General features: G+C 51.0%; 20 protein-coding genes. 6 read left to right on the forward strand and 14 right to left on the reverse strand.

What is annotated here, in order from left to right:
- Positions 1-47: 47 nt before the first annotated feature.
- The 8 genes from DBY95_RS09870 to DBY95_RS09905 form a co-directional block, all read right to left on the reverse strand.
- The gene (locus tag DBY95_RS09870; protein ID WP_199903883.1) at positions 48-1,232 is read right to left on the reverse strand and encodes a DNA-methyltransferase; all 1,185 of its coding nucleotides are present in this window, start codon (positions 1,230-1,232) and stop codon (positions 48-50) included.
- Positions 1,229-1,858, reverse strand: a complete 630-nt coding sequence (locus tag DBY95_RS09875) for an ApaLI family restriction endonuclease (RefSeq protein ID WP_107724206.1) — start codon at positions 1,856-1,858, stop codon at positions 1,229-1,231. The genes DBY95_RS09870 and DBY95_RS09875 overlap by 4 nt, the downstream gene beginning before the upstream one ends.
- Before the next feature lie 73 nt (positions 1,859-1,931).
- A complete protein-coding gene (locus tag DBY95_RS09880) occupies positions 1,932-4,883 on the reverse strand; it encodes a DUF3418 domain-containing protein (protein WP_107724207.1) in 2,952 nt (983 codons plus the stop codon).
- 65 nt (positions 4,884-4,948) lie between these two features.
- Entirely contained in the window at positions 4,949-6,526 is a 1,578-nt protein-coding gene (gene lpt3 / locus DBY95_RS09885; protein WP_107724208.1) for a lipooligosaccharide phosphoethanolamine transferase, read from the reverse strand.
- Between the two features lie 138 nt (positions 6,527-6,664).
- Positions 6,665-8,059 carry an ATP-dependent RNA helicase HrpA gene (gene hrpA, locus DBY95_RS09890; protein ID WP_107724209.1) on the reverse strand — a complete coding sequence of 465 codons (1,395 nt, stop codon included), beginning with the start codon at positions 8,057-8,059 and terminating at the stop codon, positions 6,665-6,667.
- Between the two features lie 108 nt (positions 8,060-8,167).
- Positions 8,168-8,554 carry a ribosome silencing factor gene (rsfS, locus tag DBY95_RS09895; RefSeq protein ID WP_002246503.1) on the reverse strand — a complete coding sequence of 129 codons (387 nt, stop codon included), beginning with the start codon at positions 8,552-8,554 and terminating at the stop codon, positions 8,168-8,170.
- A 58-nt stretch (positions 8,555-8,612) separates the two neighbouring features.
- The gene (nadD, locus tag DBY95_RS09900; RefSeq protein ID WP_003684732.1) at positions 8,613-9,218 is read right to left on the reverse strand and encodes a nicotinate-nucleotide adenylyltransferase; all 606 of its coding nucleotides are present in this window, start codon (positions 9,216-9,218) and stop codon (positions 8,613-8,615) included.
- An 18-nt stretch (positions 9,219-9,236) separates the two neighbouring features.
- Positions 9,237-9,821 (reverse strand): beta-class carbonic anhydrase, encoded by a 585-nt coding sequence (locus DBY95_RS09905; protein WP_003749338.1) that lies wholly within the window; start codon positions 9,819-9,821, stop codon positions 9,237-9,239.
- Between the two features lie 123 nt (positions 9,822-9,944).
- On the opposite strand from DBY95_RS09905, the gene DBY95_RS09910 reads away from it, so the two are divergent.
- Together DBY95_RS09910 and DBY95_RS09915 are read left to right on the forward strand one after the other, a co-directional pair.
- On the forward strand, positions 9,945-10,835 hold the full coding sequence (locus DBY95_RS09910; protein ID WP_107724210.1) for an NUDIX hydrolase: 891 nt from the start codon (positions 9,945-9,947) through the stop codon (positions 10,833-10,835).
- Between the two features lie 15 nt (positions 10,836-10,850).
- Complete coding sequence (locus tag DBY95_RS09915) at positions 10,851-11,792, forward strand: ABC transporter ATP-binding protein (protein WP_107724211.1); 942 nt, start codon at positions 10,851-10,853, stop codon at positions 11,790-11,792.
- 272 nt (positions 11,793-12,064) lie between these two features.
- Here the strand turns inward: DBY95_RS09915 and DBY95_RS09920 are convergent, their stop codons facing one another.
- The 6 genes from DBY95_RS09920 to DBY95_RS09945 all read right to left on the reverse strand — a co-directional run bounded on the left by DBY95_RS09920 (position 12,065) and on the right by DBY95_RS09945 (position 20,603).
- Complete coding sequence (locus DBY95_RS09920) at positions 12,065-12,508, reverse strand: hypothetical protein (protein WP_107724212.1); 444 nt, start codon at positions 12,506-12,508, stop codon at positions 12,065-12,067.
- Between the two features lie 219 nt (positions 12,509-12,727).
- Positions 12,728-15,559 carry a valine--tRNA ligase gene (locus tag DBY95_RS09925; protein ID WP_107724213.1) on the reverse strand — a complete coding sequence of 944 codons (2,832 nt, stop codon included), beginning with the start codon at positions 15,557-15,559 and terminating at the stop codon, positions 12,728-12,730.
- A 96-nt stretch (positions 15,560-15,655) separates the two neighbouring features.
- The gene (zupT, locus tag DBY95_RS09930; protein ID WP_107724214.1) at positions 15,656-16,465 is read right to left on the reverse strand and encodes a zinc transporter ZupT; all 810 of its coding nucleotides are present in this window, start codon (positions 16,463-16,465) and stop codon (positions 15,656-15,658) included.
- 180 nt (positions 16,466-16,645) lie between these two features.
- A complete protein-coding gene (locus DBY95_RS09935; protein ID WP_107724215.1) occupies positions 16,646-17,902 on the reverse strand; it encodes a D-amino acid dehydrogenase in 1,257 nt (418 codons plus the stop codon).
- An 82-nt stretch (positions 17,903-17,984) separates the two neighbouring features.
- Complete coding sequence (locus DBY95_RS09940; protein WP_107724216.1) at positions 17,985-19,376, reverse strand: alanine/glycine:cation symporter family protein; 1,392 nt, start codon at positions 19,374-19,376, stop codon at positions 17,985-17,987.
- A 369-nt stretch (positions 19,377-19,745) separates the two neighbouring features.
- Positions 19,746-20,603: an ATP-grasp domain-containing protein gene (locus tag DBY95_RS09945; protein WP_107724217.1), complete on the reverse strand. Its 858-nt coding sequence runs from the start codon at positions 20,601-20,603 to the stop codon at positions 19,746-19,748.
- Between the two features lie 125 nt (positions 20,604-20,728).
- Here DBY95_RS09945 and DBY95_RS09950 point away from each other — a divergent pair, with 125 nt between their 5' ends.
- The 4 genes from DBY95_RS09950 to minE all read left to right on the forward strand — a co-directional run bounded on the left by DBY95_RS09950 (position 20,729) and on the right by minE (position 23,940).
- The gene (locus DBY95_RS09950) at positions 20,729-21,964 is read left to right on the forward strand and encodes an FAD-binding domain-containing protein (RefSeq protein WP_234394616.1); all 1,236 of its coding nucleotides are present in this window, start codon (positions 20,729-20,731) and stop codon (positions 21,962-21,964) included.
- Between the two features lie 147 nt (positions 21,965-22,111).
- The gene (minC, locus tag DBY95_RS09955) at positions 22,112-22,831 is read left to right on the forward strand and encodes a septum site-determining protein MinC (protein ID WP_004520214.1); all 720 of its coding nucleotides are present in this window, start codon (positions 22,112-22,114) and stop codon (positions 22,829-22,831) included.
- Positions 22,832-22,857: 26 nt separating this feature from the next.
- The gene (gene minD / locus DBY95_RS09960; RefSeq protein ID WP_107724219.1) at positions 22,858-23,673 is read left to right on the forward strand and encodes a septum site-determining protein MinD; all 816 of its coding nucleotides are present in this window, start codon (positions 22,858-22,860) and stop codon (positions 23,671-23,673) included.
- 3 nt (positions 23,674-23,676) lie between these two features.
- A complete protein-coding gene (gene minE, locus DBY95_RS09965) occupies positions 23,677-23,940 on the forward strand; it encodes a cell division topological specificity factor MinE (protein WP_003680625.1) in 264 nt (87 codons plus the stop codon).
- Position 23,941 lies beyond the last annotated feature (1 nt).

The following is a 23,941-nucleotide window of genomic DNA, read 5'->3' on the forward strand; positions in this document are numbered from 1 at the left end:
TGTTATTTGTGTGATAAATAACTTATAGCTAAAATTCATTTGATTACCTATTTTTTTTGATTAGTTGTTATTTGCAAATCTAAACTTTGAATAATTTTAATATTTTCATTTAATGGACTCATTTCAGAAAAGTTATTGTTTTCTATTGTTTGAATTAGGTATCCAATACTATTAGTTTTACTAATAATAGCCTTTTTCATTAATTTATATGCCTCAATTAATTCTTCATTTTCTCTTTGAACTCTCAAAAAAATTGGATGATCTGTTGATGATTTATTTAGAATAGCATCTAGTCCTTTATTTCTGTGTATTCTGGAAAAATCAAAACAGGATAAATGCTTCATTACCCATGGGTCATTATTTTCATATGAAGCTATACCATTCATTAGAACTTTAGATTCTGTTTTAATCAGATCTGATAATCTTAATTTGGTTAATTCAACTGCATCTTCAGAAATATCTATACCTATGAAATTTCTTTTCAAAATAGATGCTGCTACTAAAGTAGTTCCACTTCCACAAAATGGATCAAGAACAACATCATGTTCATCAGTTACTAAATCAATAATTTTTTCTAGTAAGATGATGGGTTTTTGGGTAGGGTAACCAGTTCTTTCTTTAGCTTTAGGATTTAAGAAAGGAATTTCCCACACATCACCTAATGGAACCCCTTTTTTTTGCCCATTATATATAACGTTTCCATGTTGATCTGTTGCATATACAGACGTCCCTAATGAGTTTTTTTTTCTTTTTTGTAAGATTTGATCTAAATTAGTTGTTAAACTATAACTATTAAATCGACGTTTCCATTTAAATTCAAAAGATTTTGAGTAAAATAATATGGTTTGATGTTGATTTAGTAGCCCTTTTTTTGAATTGCTCCAACGTTTGTAATACCAAATAATTTCAGATTGAAAATTGTTTTGGCCAAAAATGCGATCTAATATAGAACGAAGAATATGTGTAGAGTTTCTATCACAATGAATGAATATACTACCAGTTTTTTTTAACTTATCTTTGCATAAAAGTAATCTATCATAAATAAATTGCTCATACTCTGTCAGGCTATCCCATGTATCTTTAAAGAAGTATTGTTTTTTAATATCTTTTGTTGTGCCAGTAAAGTTTTTCCCAGTGAAAAATGGTGGATCTAAATAGATTAGATCAATTGAATTATTATCTATTTTTTTTAATATATGTAGACAATCACCTAGAATAACATCATTCATCATATACCATTACCTTGTTTTTCATGTGCAATCTGTTTTAATATCTTTAATAAATCTACACCTGTAAATTTTAGAATAAAATCCCATGCTGAATCTGCATAATAATACTCTCCATTCTTGCCATGGTATAAAGTTTGTAATGTTTTTTGAATTTTTTGTGCTTGAGATCTATTGGGATAATAAAACATTAATCTAATAGGTTTATATCCTGCAGCGTGAATTACTTCCAACCGTGTATGTTCTTTAGTTACATGATCTCCATCAGTTGTGGCATCTCTCCATTTTATCTCTATTGCATATTTATCCACTAATGCATCTATTTCAAAAGTTTTTGGTTTTTGTCCTATAGTGTTAGGGATTTTAATTTTTTTTGCATTGGGAAATTTATATTTAATGCAATAAAACGCAGCTTCCTCTAAAAATGATCCTGCATATTTATAAAGGAACCTACCAATATTCTGATAAGTATCAATGTCTTTTCCAAATTGACTTGAGATTCCTAACACTTGGTATAGCATATGATGTGAAAGGTCATCATCATACATCTCTATAATACGACTATCAATTTGTTTCTTTAATTCAATTTCATATTTATCAGATAATTCACGAATTTCATCATATAAGATCATGAATGATAACCTAGTTCTATAATGTTAAAAATTTTATTACCCAAATTATAAATATCAATTTTTAAATCATCAATCAATTTATTACCTCCCACCCCTTCAACAACCTCTTCACCGACACCGGATACGGCGTCTTCAATTCCTGCGCAAAAAGCGACACCCTCAATTCTTCAATCATCCATTTAAACCCTGCAAGGCCGTCTGAAACGGGGAGGCCTTGTTTGATCAGGCTGTCGGTTTTTTCCTGCCACATTTGTTCCAGCTCTTGAATATCGGCTTCGCGGGCTGCATCGCGGGCGGGGTTGCTGCTGTATTTTTCAAGGCGCAGGGTCATGGCTTTGAGGTAGATGGGGAGGCGCGGCCATTGTGCCCACGGGGTGCGGGTGGCGAAGCCGGCGGCGAGCAGGGTTTGCAGGCGTAGTCTTAGAAGGTGGGTCAATGGGTGTTTGCCGAGTTTGCTGTTCAGTTCGGCATAGGCGGCGGCGGTTTCCTGCAAATAGCGGCTGAGGGCTTCTTTGACGGCGGGCAGGCGGCTGCGGGCGCGTTTGATTTGTTCTTTAAAGGCTTTTTCGTTGCGCGGCAGCTCGTCTTCGCCGATAAAGGCGCGGTCGCAGACGGCCTGTGTGAGGTCGTCGCGCAGGGTGTCGGCGTTGATGTGTTTGAGCAGCATGGCGGCTTGGGTGAAGCCTTGGATGCCTTTGTTCAGGTCTTTTACCTGCTCTTTTAATTGCAGCTTCATCAATTCGATTACGCCTTGACGGTGTGCCTGTTCGGCGGCTTCTGTGGTGTCAAACAGGCGCAGGGCGATGCGGCCGTCTTTTTCTTTTTGCAGGCCGAGGTAGCCGGTGAGCTGTTGTTTGCCGCGTGCAAATTTGATGGATTCTGGCAGGGTACCGATGTCCCATGTGGTCACGTTGTCGCGCTCAAATTCTTGGGTGTTGTCGCGGAAGGTGACGGCGGCGGCTTGGCCGAGTTGTTGTTGCAACTCATGCAGTTTGCGGCCACCGGCAAGCTCTTGTCCGCCATCATCGATAATGCGCAGATTCAGATAGCAGTGTTCGGGTAATTCTTGCGCCGCCCATGCGTCTTGGTCGATTTGCTCGAAAATCCGCATATCGCCTGCGCTTTTGGCGATAAAGTGCGCCAACTGGGGAATAATGGCCGCTTGGCGGTCGGGATTGCTTTCGAGAAATTTGGTGATGAAATCGGGGACGGGCACGCAAATGCGGCGGATTTGCTTCGGCAGTGCTTTAATCAGCAGCTGGATTTTTTCGCGCAACATACCGGGCACCAGCCATTCGAGCGACGGCGCGTGCAGGCGGTTGAGGACGGTCAGCGGCACGGTCATGGTCACGCCGTCGAGCGGATGGTGCGGCTCGAAGCGGTAGGAAAGTTTGAACTTGCCGTCTGCGGTTTGCCAGAATTTGGGGAACTGCTCTTCGGTAATGTGCGCGGCGGCGTGTTGCATCAGATCGTCGCGGCTTAGGAACAGCAGGCGCGGATTGTCGCGTTCGGCGGTTTTGAGCCAGGCTTCAAAGGTGCGAATATCGGCAAGGGGTAAAGGTTTCAGACGGCCTTTTTGAGATGCTGGCTGCTTTTTGGGTTTTGGGTCGTCTGAAACATTTTGTCGGGTATGTGAACTCGGTTCACGCTCGCGGTTGTCCGCATCATTGGAATCCGTATGCATGGCTTGTGCCACACGTCCTGCGTTGCGCTGGTTTGCTTGTCCGTTTTGATCGACTGTCTTGTCCGACTGGGTTTGTCCGCCCTCTTCACTTCCCCAAATGCCGCCTTTTGCATCTTTCCACACCAGCTCGGGCAGGCGTTCGTTATAAAACGCGAACAGGGCTTCGTCGTCGACCAATACGTCTTGCTTGCGCGATTTGTGTTCGAGTTCGGTAATTTCTTTAATCAGCTTTTTATTGTGGGCAAAAAAGGCCGTCTGAAGATTGCTTTCTTGCGCCACCAATGCACCGCGGATAAAGATTTCGCGCGCTTCTTCAGGTGCAACTTTGCCGTAAGACACGGGGCGGCGCGGCAATACGGTCAGGCCGTAAAGCGTCACGCGTTCGCTGGCGACGACTTCGCCGCGTTTTTGCTCCCAGTGCGGCTCGAAATAATGATAGCGGACGAGGTGCGGCGCTTCCTGCTCGATCCATTCGGGCTGGATAACGGCGACGTCGCGCGCGTAAAGGCGCGTGGTTTCAACCAATTCTGCAGCCATCACCCATTTGGGTTTGGCTTTGAACAGGGCTGATGCAGGAAAAAGGTGGAAACGGCTGCCGCGCGCGCCGGTGTAGTCGTTGCCGTCGGGCGATTTCATGCCGACGTTGGCAATAAGGCCGGTGAGCAGAGCGCGGTGGATTTGTTCGTAGCCGGCTTCTTTGGCGGCGCGGATTTGGGCGCGGTGTTGTTTCTTGTCCAGTTGTTTTTGTTTGAGTTTGGCCGCCAAATCTTGGTCGCCTTGACTTTCAGACGGCCTCAATTGTTCTTGGGAAGGAGGTTGTCTAAACGCGGATTCTTTGGTGGTCAAGCCCATTTCAATCGCGGTTTGGGCAAGCTGGTGGTGCAGCTCGCGCCATTCGCGCATACGCAGGTGCGACAGGAAATATTGTCGACACCACTGCACCAGCTGCTTGTTGGATAAACCTTTGTCGCGCTCGCGCTGGAAGCTGTCCCAAATATTCAGATAGGCAAGGAAGTCGGATTGCTTGTCGGTAAAGCGTTCATGCGCCTTGGCCGCGGCATCGCGCGCTTCCAACGGCCGCTCGCGCGGGTCTTGAATCGACAGTGCGGACGCGATTACCAATATTTCCGCCATGCAGTCGTGTTTCTTCGCCGCCAGCAAAATGCGCGCGATTTTCGGGTCGATGGGCAGACGCGCCATTTGTTCGCCGAGCTTGGTCAGGCGGTAGCGCGTGTTGGCACCGATATGGCCCGAACTGTTTTGCAGGCCGTCTGAAACATTGGCTGGGTTGGATCGTGCATCCATGCCTGATCCGCGTACTTGGTTTTTCATATTTTGCATAGTCTTGTCGGTCGGGCATCTTCCCCGACATCATCTTAATTTGTCTTTATTGGTTTTTATGCCGCTTATTGCGGATAAACATATTCCGCCTTGCCGTCGCGAATATTTAAGCTGCCTGCATCGCCTGTGATCAGATTGCCCGTTACCGAGCCTTCGCGACAACCTGAAACCTTCATATCGTAGCCCAGCGTGTGAATCAGGAACGTTGAAAGCTGCTGATGGAAGGCAATCTCGCAAGGCGCAAAAGCCTGGTTGACAGCCTGTTGCACGGCCTTATCCGGGCTGTACAACACCAGCGGCACGAGATAGCTGTCGGGCTGCACCGTGCCTTGATTGTAGGTATCTTGACGCACATACTGACCATGATCAGAGGTATAGGCAAACAGCCAGTTGCCATCAGGCTGCTTTTGCAGCTGCTCGAATACGGTTTGGATCATTTGGTCGGTTTTGTGGATGGTGTTGTCGTACTTATCCACAATATTGGCTTCGCCGAATACTTTATCTTGAGGCTGCAACAATGCGCCGTATGGGACGTGCGAACCGCGTTGGTGCAACACAATAAAATGCTTGCCCTGCTGCAAATTGATTTTGTCGAACAGCGGCAGCAGCTTCTCATCAGGCATATTGTCGCCGTTGCCGTAGCCAAGCTGAGTCGGCTGAATCAGATGGTCTATCCATTTCTTACCGATTAAGTTCAAAATCGCCATCTCGTTTTCCGCCTGCGCGCTGTAAAAATACGTTTCATAACCCTGCTCTTTGGCGAGGCGGAACATATTGGTATCGCCGCTGCTGATTTGCTCATAGCCGTTGGCATGCGGTATCGCATTGAAAAAGCTGGGCAGGGACACAGCCGTCATCAAAGCGGCGGAATAGCTTTGTTTCACAATCGGCTTAAAGTCAGCTTGCGACAGCTGGGTCAAAAACGGCGAAGTTTCGCGTCCGTAGCCAAACAATTTCAAATGCACCGCGCTTTCGCTTTCGCCCATAATCAGGACGATATTTTGAACACTGCCCTGCCCGATTTTGCTTGGCGCAGACTGTTTGAACACAGGAATCTTGCTTAAATCAAACAACTGATACGGCAACACACGCCCGATAAAATAGCCGAAGCTGAAATAATTGGCTTTGATGCGGCTGTATGTCGGTTTGGGCGAAATACCATGTTCCTGCGTCGTACTGAATGAGCGTCCAAAAATCAGCAACATCGCTGCAATAAACAAAATATCGGCAGCAAAATGCGTCTTACGGCGGAACTTGGCAAGGCTGCAAAACAGCACGACTTCCGCCACGCCCCACAACGCAGGCAGCCACAACTTATCCAACATCGACGCGCCCGCGCTGCCGACTTCGGTAACCTCTTTCAGCATCAGCCAATAATTAATACCCGTCATCCAGCTTTGATAAACCGCATAATGCACATTATTGGCAATAATGCTGAGCGCGAAAAACACCGCAATCAACAAACGCGTCGCCTTATAACGCGCAAACAGATACAGCGCAGCAATCACAAATGTCAGCGCAAACGTTTCTGCCATTTTCGCAGCCGGTAAGGTTTCAATTCCGAATACAAAACGATAGGCGATTTCGCTAGCAGTAAGTAGAGACGAATACAGAACAAGCGTGAGGAAAGATTTTTTCATCATTAATATTTCACAATAAAAAATTTACCGATTGGGTTTTAAAACCCAATATTCCCTTTTCAATAGTTTTTAGTTTCTCAATGATTTAGGCCGTCTGAAAATGAAACATGGCCTGCCATTTGATTAAGAAAGATTTTATTTTCAGACGGCCTCCACCGCACCCAATTCCAGCAATACCTGAAAACCGTCATTGATATACCGTGAATCGGGCATTTCTAAAAATGGGAATGCTGCTACGTCGCCTAAGTTCAGCGATGCCATGCGCAGGATGACGGCGGCGAGGTTGCTGCGGACGATTTCGGGATCGGTAAATTCAGGGCGGCTGTTGAAATCTTCTTCTGAAAACAATCGGATACATACGCCTGCAGAGACGCGGCCGCAGCGGCCGGAGCGTTGGCGGGCGGCGGCTTGAGAGATTTTTTCTACATGAAGCTGCTCCACTTTCGCCCGTGCAGAATAACGTTTAACGCGCGCGAGGCCGGTGTCGATGACGTATTTGATGCCCGGCACGGTGAGCGAGGTTTCGGCCACGTTGGTTGCTAACACGATGCGGCGTTTTGCGCCTGAAGGGTGGAAGATTTTGTGCTGTTCGGCGTGCGACAGGCGTGCGAACAGGGGCAGGATTTCGTCGTTGCGGCGCAGCGTGGATTTGCGCAGGGCTTCTGCCGCTTCGCGGATTTCGCGCTCGCCCGGCAGGAACACCAAAATATCGCCTTCGCCATAGCGTGCCAATTCGTCGGCTGCATCAACAATCGCGTCGGTCAGCTCAACTTCTGCGTCATCTTCGTCTTTGCTGGTCAGCGGTCGGTAGAGGATTTCGACGGGATACGTCCGTCCGCTCACTTCTAAAACGGGGGCGCCGTTGAAGTGTTGGGAGAAGCGTTCTGCGTCTATGGTTGCCGAGGTGATGATGACTTTCAAGTCGGGGCGGCGCGGCAGCAGCTGTTTCAGGTAGCCCAAGAGGAAGTCAATGTTCAGGCTGCGTTCGTGCGCTTCGTCAATGATAATCGTGTCGTAGGCGGCGAGATAACGGTCGGTCTGGGTTTCCGCCAGCAGGATGCCGTCGGTCATCAGTTTGATGCAGGCATCGCGCGAGGTGTGGTCGGTAAAGCGCACCTTATAGCCCACCGCGTTGCCGATTTCCGATTTCAACTCTTCGGCAATCCGCTCTGCCACGGAACGCGCAGCCAAACGGCGTGGCTGGGTATGCCCGATCAATCCTGCCGCCCCGCGCCCGAGTTCCAAACAAATCTTGGGCAACTGCGTGGTTTTGCCCGAACCGGTTTCGCCGCAAATAATCGTTACCTGATTCTCGGCAATGGCTTTTTTGATTTCGTCGAGTTTTTCGTGAACGGGCAGCGTGTTGTCGAATTCGGGCTTGGGCAGTTTGGACAGGCGTTGCAGATAGAGATCGTGCGATTTTTTGTATTTTTCCTCAACCTTGGCCAAGCCGCCGTATTTTTTGGGGTTTTTAAAGGCAGATTGCAGGAAATGGCGGTCTTTGGAGAGGGTTTGGGCGAAATCGGGTTGCGGCATGATGGTGCAATAAATTAAATAATGTGAAAAGAATGGAATTATAGCAAAAGGCCGTCTGAAACTTGCTTGCTTTCAAGTTTCAGACGGCCTTTGTATGGATAAACCGTTTTAGTCGGCGGCGTGCCAAGGTTTTTGCATACCGGCGTGGAAACTCGGTTTTTCTCCGCCCCACAAGGTGTCGATGTCGTAGAAGTCGCGCACGGCAGGGAGCATAACATGGACAACGAGGTCGCCTGCGTCGACGAGCGTCCATTCGCCGCTGTCGCCTTCGGTGCTGAGGATTTCGAAACCGGCTTCTTTCAAATCGACGGCAACGTTGTTCGCCAGTGCTTTAACTTGGCGTGTGCTGTCGCCGCTGGCAATAATCATGCGGGCAAACAGGGAGGTTTTGTCTTGGGTTTCCAAAACAGAGATGTCTTTGGCTTTAATATCTTCGAGGGCGTTTACGGCCACTTCGACCATTTTTTGCAGGTCTTGCAATTCTTGTTCGTTCATTGTTTTCCTAGTTGAAATGTTTTCAGACGGCATTATAGCTTATCTGCCTGAATAAACGCTATTTTTCATAGAGTTTGTGTTGGCGGATGTATTGGGCGACGGGTTGCGGCAGGCCATCTGAATGGTGCGTTTTGGCGAGATCAGCACGGATTTGGGTGGAGCTGGTGTTGTGCAGCGGCGCGTTGAGGATGCGGACGCTGCCGTTTTGCAGTGCTTCGCCGAGCCATGCGTGCAATTCGCGCGGGGTTTTGTTGAGGTTGTCGCCTTGGCGCATGGCGATGGCGATATGGGTCTGGCGCACGAGGGTTTGCCATTTTTTCCATGTGTGCAGCTGCATCAGGCTGTCGCTGCCCATCAGCCACCACAGTTGCGCGCCGGGAAACTGCTGGCGGAAGATTTGGACGGTGTCAAACGTATAAGTCGCGCCGTCGCGGACGATGTCGCAGTCGCTGGCGGCGAATTTCGGCTCGTCGGCGATGGCGAGTTCGACCATATTGAGGCGCTCTTGTGCCGGCGTGCGCGTGCTGTCTTTGTGGTACGGGTCGCCTGCCGGCAGGAAGACGACAAGGTCCAAACCGATTTCGTCGGCGAAGGCGCGGGCGATGTGGAGGTGGCCGTTGTGGATGGGGTCAAACGTGCCGCCGAATAATCCGATGTTTTTCATTTCGTGGTGGTGTTTGCGTTAGATGTTTTGGCCGTCTGAAGCAGGCAAGCTGCCGTCAACAATCAAGTTGAGCTTGCCTGTGGTCGGGTGGATGACCAGGCCGTGGATGGCGATGTTGTCGGGCATCAGCGGATGTTTGCGAATCAGCTCGACGGTATGGCGCACGCTGTCTTCGACATCATCAAAACCGGTCAGCCAGCCGTCCAAATCGATACCGGCATTGCGCAGGGTTTCGATGCGGTCGTCGGGGATATTGCTGTCGTGTACGCGTTGGAGGAACTCTTCGGCGTGCAATCCGCGCATACCGCAGTCGTGGTGTGCAATGACCATGATTTCTTTCACTTTGAGTTCAAATACGGCCACCAACAAACTGCGCATCACCGAACCCCAAGGGTGGGTCACCAGCGCGCCGGCGTTTTTGATGAGCTTGGCATCGCCGTTTTTCAAGCCCAAGGCATTGGGCAGCAATTCGATAATGCGTGCGTCCATACAGGAAAGAATGGCGAGCTCGCGGCCGGGGTATTTATTGGTGAAATATTTTTCGTACTCTCCCGATTCAACGAAACGTTGGTTGTAGGAAAGGATATCGGTCAATTCACTCATGATGATGTGCTCGTTTCGGATGATTTACTCTATTATAGCGGTTTTCGGGTAGTGCGGTTGTTTTGCAAATTCGCCGTAAACGGCTAAAATCGACGTATCTTTAGTTCTTTTGGAGGATGCGCCATGTCTCAGTCTTTCCGTTTTGAACAAGTATTCACACCCGATATCCACGACGCATTGTGGGATTGGGCGCAAACAAGCTATGGCGCATCCGACGATTGGTGCATTCTGTATCTCAACGGCCTGCCTTTAGGCCGTCTGAACCCGTTATGGCGCGAACGCCTCGGACAAGATTGGACAGGCAGACAGGCACCCCTTTCAGACGGCCTGAATTTGGAAACCGACAGTTGGGCAGAAATGGGCGACAGTTTGCAAACGCTGGCGCAACAGTGGCGCGAGTGCGGTTGGCTCAAAGGTTGGCGCTGTGAAAAGTTCGACATCTGCGACCAGTCGGGCAAGCCTTTATGTGCACTCGAACGCGCCGCCTTCCGCCCGTTCGGCCTGATGAGTCAGGCAGTGCATTTGAACGGATTGGTCGAAACAGAAGACGGTTTGCGCTTTTGGATAGGCCGCCGCAGTCCGCACAAAGCCGTTGATCCGAACAAACTCGACAACCTGACCGGCGGCGGTATCAGCAGCGGCGAGAGGCCGTCTGAAGCCGTCTGCCGCGAGGGCGAAGAAGAAGCTGGTATTCCCGCTTCTCTGACACCCCATATCCGACCGACTGCCCAAATATATAGTTTGCGCCCCGTTAATCGCGGTGTCCACAACGAAATCCTGTATATTTTCGACATCGTCCTGCCCGAAGACTTCCAACCCGCCAACCAAGACGGCGAAGTTGCCGGTTTTGAACTGATGGACATCCCCACCCTGCTCGATGCCATGTTGTGCGGACACATGATGCACGATGCCCAGCTGGTCACGATCGAAGCCTGCCGTCGATACGGCCTGATCGACCCCAAACATCCGCTGTCCGCATGGCTCGACAGCATCCGTTGCCGACCCCATTTTTAAAGGCCGTCTGAAACCATGTTGCAACTCAAAAACATCAACAAACGCTTCGGCAGCAAAACCGTTGCCCAAGACATTAATCTAAACGTCGAAGCAGGCAAAATCCTCGCCGTACTCGGCCGATCCGGCTGCGGCAAATCCACCCTGCTCAAAACCATCGTCGGCCTGGTGCGTCCCGACAGCGGCGAAGTCTGGCTCAACGGCGACAACATCACTGACATGCCGTCTGAAAAGCGCAATATCTCGCTGATGTTTCAAGACTACGCCCTTTTGCCGCATTTAACCGCCCTCGACAACGTCGGCTTCGGCCTCAAAATGCGCCGCCTGCCCAAAGCCGAAATCGAAGAACAATCCATGCAAGCCTTGCGCGACATCGGTTTGGAACACGAAGCGCAACGCAAACCCGAAAGCCTCTCCGGCGGCGAACAGCAACGCCTCGCCCTCGCACGCGCCCTCATCACGCGCCCGTCACTGTTGCTCTTGGACGAAGCCTTCTCCAGCCTCGACACCCACCTGCGCCACCACCTGCGCACCCTGACCGCCGAACGCATCCGCAGTCAAAACATCCCCGCCATCCTCGTGACCCACTCCGCCGAGGAAGCCTGCACCATGGCCGACACCATCGCCATCATGCACGAAGGCCGCATCCTCCAACACGGCACGCCGGAAACCCTTATCCGCCGCCCCGTCAACGCCCAAGCCGCCCTGCTGCTCGGTTTGGCCAACACCGACGACACACGCTACATCCCCCAACACGCCATCCGATTCAACCCGAACGGCACAGCCGTCCGCATCAGCGAAGCCGTCCCCCTCGCCGAAGGCATACGCCTTACCCTCGCCCATCCGCAATACGGCGATTTGATTTGGTATCCCCACGCCGACCACGATACAGACAAACCGCAAACCGGACAGGAAATCCGCATCAGCGTGGATGAAAATCAGATTGTTTGGTTTGATTGAATGTGATGGATTAAAAAAAAGAAAAAGGCCGTCTGAAAAGCAACAAACACCGTCATTCCCGCGCAGGCGGGAATGACGGCGGATGGGTTTGGGGTGGGGTACAAGTTTCAGGCTGCCTTGGGGAAGGGCAGCCTGAAAATGGGGAGGCCGTCTGAAAGAGCAGTTTCAGACGGCCTTTGTGTTGTAGGTTGGGTTGTAAACCCAGCACAAAACAGATGAATTGACGGTTTTGTTGGGTCTTGATCCAACCTATGCTTTCTGTTTAATTAACCTTAATATTCTGGGTCTCTATCGGGATTATCTGCTTCAAAATCCTCATCCGATTCATAATGTTCACGACTATTTTTATATTCTCTAATTCGTTCTTTATTCGCATCCTCTAATGCTCCAATACTTGTAAATTCCGTTACACCTCTTGCTCTACGCTCTGGTACTTTCACATTTATTCCTTCATTTGCAACACTAGCCTCAAGCCCCTGCTCAGCAAGCATATCTGCAATCTTGTTAAAAGCTACATCACGTATAGATTTTCTGCCAGTTTCTTTTCTCACATCTTCACGAGTTACAGTTGCCTGCGGATAGATTTCTTGCTCCCAGTTGGGCGTAAGATATGCAGTACCTTGATTGTCATTCACATTCATACGTGTTCGTTGATATAGTAGTGTTGCAATTTTTTGAACAAGTTGTTTATCTTTTTCATCATATTGAGATGTCATTAGATACCTCTTGAAAAATTAGGTTAATAAAACTCAACAATGTGGAAACACATGCTGAACGATTAATGGGCTTTATTATATTTATTTTTGGAGAGTAGTTCAAGTATTTTTCAAGTTATTTTCAGGATTTTTTGAAGGTAATAAAAAAGACAATAAAAAAAGCAGCCTGAAAAATCATTTTTGACTTTTCAGGCTGCCTTTGCTTACAACCAAACAATATTACCCTCTCAACTTCGCCAACTGCCCTTCCACTTTCGCCATCTTATCTTCCAATTCCGCCAAATCGGCTTTGTCTTTTTCCACCAGATGCTCCGGGGCTTTTTCGGTGTAGCCGGGTTTGGAGAGTTTGGCGTTGAGTTTGTCCAAGGCTTTTTGCAGCTTCTCGGCTTCTTTGCTCAAACGGGCGGTTTCGGCGGCTTTGTCGATTTCGACTTTCAGCATCAGGCGCGCGCCGTTGCAGACGGCGACAGGTGCGTCTTCTGCTTCGGGCAGGCTGTCCACCAGCTTGGCTTCGGTCAGTCGGGTCAGCGACGGCAGATATTTGAGCAGGCCTTCGAGTTCTGCGCTGCCTTCGACGAAGAGTGGTGCTTTGACGTTTGGCGCGATACCCATTTCGCCGCGCAGTTTGCGCACTTCTTCCACCAAGTCTTTCAATGCGGCCATTTTGTCGAAGGCCGTCTGAACGATTTGTTCTTTATCGGCTTGCGGATAGGCGGCCAACATGATGCTGTCGGCGGTTTTGGCATTCGCCAGAGGCGCAACGACCTGCCACAGCTCTTCGGTAATGAACGGCATGATTGGGTGCAGCAGGCGCAGGATGGTTTCGAGTACGCGCACGAGGGTGCGGCGTGTGGTGCGCTGGGTTGTCGGGCAGCCGGTTTGGATTTGCACTTTTGCCAGCTCGATGTACCAGTCGCAATATTCGTTCCACACAAATTCGTACAGCGTTTGTGCGGCAAGGTCGAAGCGGTAGGTTTCAAAGGCTTCGGCAACGGCGGCTTCGGCTTGTTGCAGTTTGCCGATAATCCATTGGTCGGCAAAGGTAAACGCCAACGGCTGCATTTCGTCTTGGCCGCAGTCTTTGTCTTCGGTGTTCATCAACACGAAGTTGGTGGCGTTCCACAATTTATTGCAGAAGTTGCGGTAACCTTCGGCACGTTTGAAGTCGAAGTTGACGCTACGACCCAAGCTGGCGTAGCTCGCCATGGTGAAGCGCAAGGCGTCCGCGCCCATGCTCGGAATGCCTTCGGGGAAAAGTTTTTTCGTGGCTTCTTCCACTTTCGGCGCGGTTTCGGGTTTGCGCAGACCGGTCGTGCGTTTCACCAGCAGCTTGTCCAAGTCGATGCCGTCAATCAAATCGACGGGGTCGATGACGTTGCCTTCGGATTTGGACATTTTTTTGCCTTCGTGGTCGCGCACGATGCCGTGGATGTACACGTCTTTAAACGGTACTTTGCCGGTGAAGTGGGTGGTCATCATAATCATACGCGCCACCCAGAAGAAGATGATTTCGTAGCCCGTAACCAAGACATTGGACGGCAGGAAGGCTTTGAGTTCGTCGGTTTCAGACGGCCAGCCGAGTGTGGAGAACGGCACGAGCGCGGAGGAGAACCATGTATCCAATACGTCTTCTTCGCGGGTCAAACCGGTTTTGCCGGCTTGTTTTTCGGCTTCTTCCTGATTGCGGGCGACGTACACATTGCCTGCTTCGTCGTACCATGCAGGGATTTGATGGCCCCACCACAGTTGGCGCGAGATACACCAGTCTTGGATGTTGTTCATCCATTGGTTGTAGGTGTTGACCCAGTTTTCAGGGATAAAGCGCACTGCGCCGCTGTCGACGGCTTTTTTTGCTTTGTCGGCGAGGCTCAAGCCTTTGAATTCGCTGTCAGGCTCGCCGCCGTTTGGCGTGGCGGACATGGCGACAAACCATTGGCTGGTCAGCATCGGCTCAATCACCGAACCGGTACGGTCGCCTTTCGGCGTCATCAGCGTGTGCGGTTTGATTTCGACCAAGAAACCTTGTTCCTGCAAATCGGCAACCATTTGTTTGCGCGCGGCAAAGCGGTCTAAGCCTGCGTATTTTTCAGGCAGGGCAAAGCCTTGTTGCGCTTCGCCTTTGAAGTTGAACACTTCGGCGTTTGCCAGCACTTTGGCTTCCAAATCGAACACATTAATCAGGCGCGTGTCGTGGCGTTTGCCGACTTCGTAGTCGTTGAAGTCGTGCGCAGGCGTAATTTTCACGCAGCCTGTACCAAAGTCTTTTTCGACGTATTCGTCGGCAATCACGGGGATAGTACGGCCGGTCAGCGGCAGGATCAATTCTTTGCCGATCAAGTGGGTGTAACGTTCGTCTTCAGGATTGACGGCAACGGCAACGTCGCCCAGCAGCGTTTCAGGACGGGTGGTCGCCACGATAACGGCTTCGGCGGGATTGTCGGCCAGCGGATAGCGGATGTGCCACATAGAGCCTTGTTCTTCCACGCTTTCCACTTCCAAATCAGACACTGCGGTACCCAATACCGGATCCCAGTTCACCAAGCGTTTGCCGCGGTAAATCAAGCCTTGTTCAAAAAGGCGCACGAACACTTCGGTCACGGTTTCGGCGCGCACGTCGTCCATCGTGAAATATTCGCGCGTCCAGTCGGCAGAGCAGCCCACGCGGCGCATTTGTTGGGTAATCGTGCCGCCGGAAACTTCTTTCCATTCCCATACTTTTTCCAAGAATTTTTCGCGGCCCAAGTCATGACGGGACACATTTTGCGCGGCAAGTTGACGCTCGACCACGATTTGCGTGGCGATGCCCGCGTGGTCGGTGCCCGGAATCCAGGCGGTATTGCAGCCTTTCATGCGGTAGTAGCGGGTCAGGCCGTCCATGATGGTTTGGTTGAAGGCATGGCCCATGTGCAGCGTGCCGGTTACATTGGGCGGCGGCAGTTGGATGGAGAAAGACGGTTTGGTCAAATCCATATCAGGCTGGAAATAGCCCTGCTTTTCCCAGTTTTGATAATGTTTGGATTCGATTTCGGCTGGATTGTATTTGTCTAACATGATGGAACTTTGTGAAATTAAGGTTATTTTTGATGTGCGGATTATAACGCAAAAAGGCCGTCTGAATCATTTCAGACGGCCTTTGGCATACGGGTTTTAAAAATGGAACAATACCAGGCTGACGGCAATCACCGCCATGCCCGTTGTCAGGCCGTAAACGGTTTCGTGGCCGTCTGAATAGCGTTTGGCGGCCGGCAGCAGCTCGTCCAACGCCAAAAACACCATCACGCCGGCTATCACGCCAAACACCGAGCCAAAAACGGCAGGCGACAAAAACGGCTGCAAAACCAAATAGCCCAAAGCCGCCCCCAAAGGCTCGGCCAAACCGGATAACAGACACGCCCATACCGTTTTCTTACGGCTTCGGGTGGCAAAATAAACCGGCGCAGCGATGGAAATACCCTCCGGAATATTATGGATGGCAATCGCCAAGGCCAAAGGCATCCCGACCGCCGGATTTTCCAAGGTGGCAAAAAACGTCGCCAAGCCTTCGGGGAAATTGTGCGCCGTAATCGCAAACGCCGCCATCATGCCGACTCGCGCGATATGGCGGCGTTTGCTTTCTTGAAACGACGGGTCTTGCGCGTCCAAGGTTTCATGTGGGTTCGGCACCAGGCGGTCAATCAGCGCGATGCCGCCCATCCCGGCCAAAAATGCCATGGTCGCCGCCGCAAACGCGTGGTCTTTATCATAAATTTCAGCAAACGCCTCGCTGGATTTACTGAAAATCTCCGTCAGGGAAACATACACCATCGCACCGCCGGCAAATGCCAAACCAAACGACAACACGCGTGGATTGGGCGTTTTGGAAAACATCACCAAACCGCTGCCTAATACGGTAAACAAACCGGCAGCCAGCGTGATGGAAAAGGCAGCGGCCAAATTGGACATCGAAAAATCGGGCATGAGAAAACCTGCGCTAAAAGCTGGGACAGGTTCAGACTAACACTTTTTAATGTATATGATAATAGTTATTATTTATTTTATTGATTGGATACCCGGATTTTAAAACAAAAGGCCGTCTGAAAAATATTTTTCAGACGGCCCTTAAGTTTGAAATATCACCAAACCTTATCGCTTTCCAGCTTAAGCCTGATAGCGCGACAGGCTCAAGTCGTCGCTGCGGATTTCGGCGTCTTTGCCGCTCACGATATCGGCGGTCAATTTTGCCGAGCCCAGCGACATGGTCCAACCCAAAGTGCCGTGACCCGTATTCAGGAACAGGTTGTCAAAGCGGGTACGGCCGATTAGCGGCGTGCTGTCGGGTGTCATCGGTCTGAGGCCGCTCCAGAACAATGCCTGATTCAAGTCGCCGCCTTCGGGGAATAAATCGTTGACGACCAAAGCCAAGGTTTCGCGGCGTTTTTCGGGCAGTTTGATTTCGTAGCCGGACAATTCCGCCATACCGCCGACGCGGATTCTGTTGTCGAATCGTGTGATGGCGACTTTGTAGCTTTCGTCCAAAACGGTGGACACCGGCGCGCCGTCGGAATTTGTGACCGGCAGGGTCAAGGAATAGCCTTTGACGGGATAAATGGGCAGATTGAGGTCCAACTGCGCCAAAACCGTCCTGCTGAAGCAGCCGAGCGCGCAGACGAAGGCATCTGCTTCAAACCGTTCTGTTTCAGTTTCCACTGCGCTGATGCGCTGGCCGTTGTGTTCGATGCGGTGGATGGTTCGGTTGAAATGGAACTGTACGCCTTTTTCCAGACACAGTTTGTACAGGTTTTGGGTGAAGAGGTGGCAGTCGCCGGTCGCATCCGCAGGCAGGTGCAGACCGCCGGCAATTTTGGCGGTAACGCGTGCAAGTGCAGGCTCGAATTCTGCGCATTCTTCGGGTTTCAGACGACGGTAGGGTACGCCGTAGCGTTCCAAAACGGCAATGTCTTGTTCTGCCGCTTCGACTTCTTTGGCTTGGCGGAAAATCTGCAACGTCCCTTTTTTGCGCCCTTCGAAATTCATGCCGGTTTGCGCTTCAAAACGGCGGAACATTTCACGGCTGTATTCGGAAATCCTGACCATGCGCTCTTTATTGATTTGATAGCGCGCTGCCGTGCAGTTTTGCAGCATTTGCCACAGCCATTCGATTTGATACAGGCTGCCGTCGGGGCGAAACAGTAAAGGCGGATGGCTTTTAAACAGCCATTTCAGCGCTTTGGTCGGAATGCCGGGTGCAGCCCAGGGCGTGGTATAGCCGTAAGAAAGCTGGCCTGCATTGGCAAAACTGGTTTCTATCGCCACGCCCTCGGCGCGGTCGATGACCGTTACTTCATGTCCTGCCTCTGCCAGATACCACGCGGAAGATACGCCTGCCACGCCGGCACCTAAAACAAGCACTTTCATTTTTCTCCTCCTCTGACTTTTTTCAAAACAAACTGATATCCATCGGGCCGTCTGAATGTTCCGTTTCAGACGGCCTTGGACATCAATGCGGCAATTCGCCGTTTTTGATTTTTTGTTTGAAGTCGCGCGTTTCATTGACGATGACTTTCGCCATCAACAAAAGCGCAATCAGGTTGGGCAATGCCATCAAGCCGTTGAACGTATCCGAAGCCAGCCACACCAAATCAAGGCTCAATACGGTACCCAGCATGACGGAAGAGACGTAACCCACGCGGTACAGTCCGGCAAAGCGTTCGCCGAAAACGTACACCGCGCATTTCTCGCCGTAATAACACCAGCCGAGAATGGTTGAGTAGGCAAAGAAAATCAGGCCGATGGTAACAATCCAGCCACCGATGCCGGGCAGCATTTTTTGGAACGTGACGGTTGTCAGCGCCGCGCCGCTCAATTCAGGTTTGACAAACTCGCCGCCTGCGCCGAGCAGACCCATAACCAACACGATACCGGTAATCGAGCAGACAACGATGGTGTCCAAAAACGTACCGGTCATGGAAACCAATGCCTGACGGACGGGGTGGTCGGTTTTCGCGGCGGCGGCGGCAATCGGCGCAGAACCCATGCCCGCTTCATTGGAGAACACACCACGTGCCACGCCGTAGCGGATGACCGTGCCGATGGCACCGCCGGCCACAGCTTGCGCGCTAAACGCATCGGAGAAAATCAGTTTGACGGCAGGCATCAGTGCGTCAGAATTCACGACAATAATGGAAATACCGCCCACTACATAAAATACGGCCATGGCAGGCACGATAAAGGACGCGGCTTTGGCGATGCCCTTAATGCCGCCCAAAAGCACGATGGCCGTTAATACGGTCAATATCACGCCGGTGTAGGCAGGCTCGACGCCGAAGCTGGTTTGCACTGCCTGCGCAACCGAGTTGGACTGCACCGAGCTGCCGATACCGAAGGAAGCGAATGTGCCGAACAGGGCAAACGCGACGGCCATCCATTTCCAGTTTTTGCCCAAGCCTTTTTCGATGTAATACATCGGGCCGCCGGACATCTCGCCTTTGGAGTTGGTCACGCGGTATTTCACCGCCAACACGCCCTCGCCGTATTTGGTGGCCATGCCGAAAACGGCGGTCATCCACATCCAAAATACCGCGCCCGGGCCGCCGGTTACCACCGCAGTCGCCACGCCGGCGATATTGCCCGTACCGATGGTGGCCGACAGCGCGGTCATCAACGCCGCGAAATGGGAAATATCGCCTTCATGGTCTTCGCCGTTTTCATGCTTCTTTGACGGCACAAACGCCTGTTTCAGCGCATAACCCAACATGGTGAACTGCAAACCTTTCAGCAAAACGGTCAGCAAAATGCCCGTACCGACCAGCAGCATCAACATAATAGGTCCCCAGACCCAGCCGCTAATGGTTTCGAAAAAGGCTTTGAGATTGTCTAAAAACATTTGCATGGCTTTCTCCTTTGTCTGTTTTATTTTTTATGCACTACTTTTTTGTAGTGTCATGTAATTTCAGCACAGAATATTCAATAAGACAATATCTTTCTTTTTAAAAAGATTTTTGAGGTTTTACCCTAAAAAGATATCTATTTAGACCGGCCGGATTGTTTACAATCCGCTAAAAATAAAGGCTGCGTCCGAGATAAAATGCCAAATGAAAGTTAATCAACCATCAATTAAGACTGCAACAATTAAAATGACACAATCGACAAATGGCACATTATTGAAAAATACAAACGCGCAAATCTTGTTTTAAAAAAGCCTCAGGCCGTCTGAAAGATGGTTCAGACGGCCTGAGGCTTGTTAATTATATTGATAAAATCAGGTTGATGAATGTTGCCCAAGCAACTGCGCCAACAGTCGGGCAAAGCGTTCCGTTGCGCCTTCGCTGGTGTGCAAATACAGGGCTGGCTCGATAAGTTCCAATTCATTGAGCAGGAAGGTGTCACCGACCAATGTACCATCCACGCGGGCGTAAACCGGCATTTGCGGCAAGGCGGCCAGTACGTCTTGCGCGGCACTGATGGCAAACTCGGGCGGCTCAATACCGAACACCGACACGCCATAGGCCGAGTTGGCACGCCATTCACCTTGTGGCGGCTGACGGCGCATAGCATGGCTGAATGCGCCGTTGAAAAACACCAGCGAGGTTTCGCCTGCTGTTTCGATTTCGCGGATATAAGGTTGAACAATCATACCTTGCGGATAATCCGCCATATCCACGTCCAATGCGTCCGCACAAACTTTAACCACGCCTTTGCCGCTCTGCCCGAATGCCGGCTTGATGACCGCTTCCGTCCAGCCCTGTTGGTTCAGAATGTCCGCCAATTCGGTTTTTTGCGGCGGAACGAATACGCTGGGAATCACTTGCGCGCCGCGCGCCGCCAAATCGCACAAATAAGTCTTTTCCATATTCCAAGCCATCAATTCGGGCGGATTGATAAAACGCTGCCCCGCCTGCCCGGCATGTTCCAGCCATTGGCGGAAGGCTTCGGGTTCGGCGGCATAATCCCATGCGCATAAAGGCAGTAAAAACGTCGCAGACGGATGGTTTTGCCACGCATCAAATACGGTTTTCACGCCCATGCTTTCCAAGCATGCCGCCAATGTTTTCAGGTTGTCCGATGGTTCGGGATAGGTTTGGCAGGTAATGAGTGCCAAAACGGTTTGCTCGGTCATGGTTGCCGCCTTATTGCTAAAACCAAAATTATATAGCGAAATCAAACCAAAAGATTTTTCAGACGGCCTGATACATGAGGCCGATTCTGATAAAATGGTTTCCCCTTTTTCGTCGGAACATGCTCATGAAATCTGCCCACGTCCTTGTCTGGTTCCGCCGCAACCTCCGCCTGCACGACAATGCCGCGCTTAATGCCGCCGTTGCAAGCGGTTTGCCCATCGCCTGTGTCTGGGTCAGCCAAAGGCCGTCTGAAAACCACAATCCGCGTCAAAGTCTGTTCCATTATCAAGCCGCACAAGAGCTGCATACCCGTCTGGCGGCGCACCATATTCCTTTATATGTCATCGCTTCCGACGAAGACCTCCTCCCCTTGGCTGCTGCGCTCAATGCCCATACCGTCATCACAGACGAAGCCTACACCGAAGCCGAAATCCGCCAAGACAACCACCTCTGGCACAATCTCGACCGAGCAGGCATTGTCCTGCAACACGCCAACGACCGCGGCATTTTGGCCAAAGCCCCCCTCATGGATGCCAACGGCCTGCCCTACATCGATTTTGCTGCCTATAAACAGGCATGGTTGCAGGCTTATTCAGGACAAAGGCCGTCTGAAACCGAATTGCCTGTTCAAACCGGACAAAACGTTCCACTGTTTCCAGCCCATACCGGCGCAGTATTGCCTGCCTATCAACAGGGCGGCGAAACCGCAGCCTTAACGCAATGGCACGTGTTCAAACAGAATTTGGTTCACTATCCGATTACCCAAAACTTTCCGGCACGAAAAAACACCAGCCTCCTCAATGCCTACCTGTCCGCAGGCTGCATTTCACCGCGCCTGCTGGCTGCCGAAGGATTGGCAAATCGACATTTCGAGTGGCTGGACAAACTCATTTTCCGCGACTACTGCTACCAGCTCGCTTACCACCGCCGCCTGCCCGAAACAACCGATGCCGCCCCGATACGCGAATACTGGCGACACGGCCAAACCGGCGTGCCCATCATCGACGCCTCCATCCGCGGCCTCGAAGCCACCGGCCACTTACACCCCGTTCTCCAGCAGCTGTGCGCCCACTATTTCTGCCATGCCCTCAACTTCGACCCCAACCAAGGCATCGCGTGGACAGCCTCCGTCCAAACCGGCACCGACCCTGCGCTCAACCAAGCCAACTGGCACCTCGCCGCACAAGACACGGCCACCGTCCGCTATGCCCATCGTTCACATCAAATCGATCCCGACGGCAGCTACATCCGCAGTTACCTCCCCGAATTGGCGCACCTGCCGTCCACCCTTATCCATACGCCGTGGGCCGCCGCCGATGACATCGACACACACGGCTACCCCTTTCCCAAGGCCGTCTGAAACCTGCGTTCACACCAAAAAACCACACTAGATACAGCTGAAAAACGTTCAAACAAAATATTTTGGTTTCAGACGGCCAAACAGATTGAATAGCCAAGATTTACACGGTAAACTTACGTCATTAAAAAATTTTATTATTTCATTACAATGAAACCCGCATTCGACATAAAAACGTCACGTTTGGACGTCTTATCCATCCATCTGCACACCGCAGATCTAACAGAATTGGAAGAATTCCTACGCCAACTGGCAGGCCAATCCCAAGACGAATTCGTTCCCTTCATTTTAGACGTACAAGATTTCGACCATCCCGAATCCATCGATTTGGGCGGCATGATTTCCCTGTTTGCCCGTTACGGCATGCAAATTTTAGGACTGCACCACACCAGCGACACATGGGCGGCAGCGGCGGCGCGTTACCACTTGGTCTTCAAGCAAGGCAACTCCACCCAGGCAGCCGACACACAGGCGGCACCTACTCCTCGCCAAGCACCGCAGCCGCAAGACGTACAAGCCACCGTTATCAACAATCCGACCGTATTGGTCAGCACGCCCGTGCGTACCGGCCAGCAGGTTTACGCTGAAAACGGCGACCTCATCGTTACCGGCATCGTCAGCCAAGGTGCGGAGCTTATCGCCGACGGCAACATCCATATTTACGCCCCCATGCGCGGCAGAGCGTTGGCCGGTGCAAAAGGCAACACCAACGCGCGCATCTTTATTCATTCCATGCAGGCCGAATTAGTCTCCGTTGCCGGTATCTACCGCAACTTCGAGCAAGACCTGCCCGAGCATCTGCACAAAAAACCCGTACAAGTATCATTGCAAGACAACCGACTGGTTATCAGCGCAATCGACGCCGAATAAACATCAGTACTTAAAAAGGAAATATCGTGTCCAAAATCATCGTAGTAACTTCAGGTAAAGGCGGCGTAGGCAAGACTACTACCAGCGCCAGCATCGCAACCGGCCTAGCCCTGCGCGGCCACAAAACCGCCGTGATCGACTTCGACGTCGGTTTGCGCAACCTCGACCTGATTATGGGTTGCGAACGCCGCGTCGTGTATGACCTCATCAACGTCATCCAAGGCGAAGCCACACTCAACCAAGCCCTGATTAAAGACAAAAACTGCGAAAACCTCTACATCCTGCCCGCCTCGCAAACCCGCGACAAAGACGCGTTGACCCGCGAAGGCGTGGACAACGTGATGAAAGAGTTGTCCAGCGAAAAAATGGGCTTCGAATTCATTATCTGCGATTCCCCTGCCGGTATCGAACAAGGTGCACTGATGGCACTCTACTTTGCCGACGAAGCCATCATTACCACTAACCCGGAAGTATCCAGCGTCCGCGACTCCGACCGTATCTTGGGCATTTTGCAAAGCAAATCCCGCAAAGCAGAACAAGGCAGCACTGTTAAAGAGCACCTGCTGATTACCCGCTACTCCCCTGAGCGCGTGGCTAAAGGCGAAATGCTGTCTGTACAAGACATCTGCGATATCTTGCGTATTCCGTTGATCGGTGTGATTCCTGAATCACAAAACGTCCTGCAAGCTTCCAACGCCGGCGAACCTGTCATCCATCAAGACAATGCTGCAGCAGCAGAAGCCTACAAGGACGTTATCGCCCGCCTCTTGGGTGAAAACCGTGAAATGCGTTTCCTCGAAGCTGAGAAGAAAAGCTTCTTAAAACGACTGTTCGGAGGTTAATACATGTCCCTGCTCGATATGCTGTTCGGCAGAAAGCCGAAAACCGCCACAGTCGCGCGCGACCGCCTGCAAATCATCATCGCGCAAGAGCGTGCACAAGAAGGCCAAGCTCCGGACTATCTGCCGACCCTGCGTAAAGAGTTGTTGGAAGTCCTGTCCAAATACGTCAACGTATCATTGGACGACATCCGCATCTCCCAAGAGAAACAAGACGGCTTAGACGTTCTTGAGCTGAACATCACCCTGCCGGAACAAAAAAAGGCTTAAC

This window comes from Neisseria subflava, from assembly GCF_003044935.1.
Taxonomy (GTDB): domain Bacteria; phylum Pseudomonadota; class Gammaproteobacteria; order Burkholderiales; family Neisseriaceae; genus Neisseria; species Neisseria subflava_E.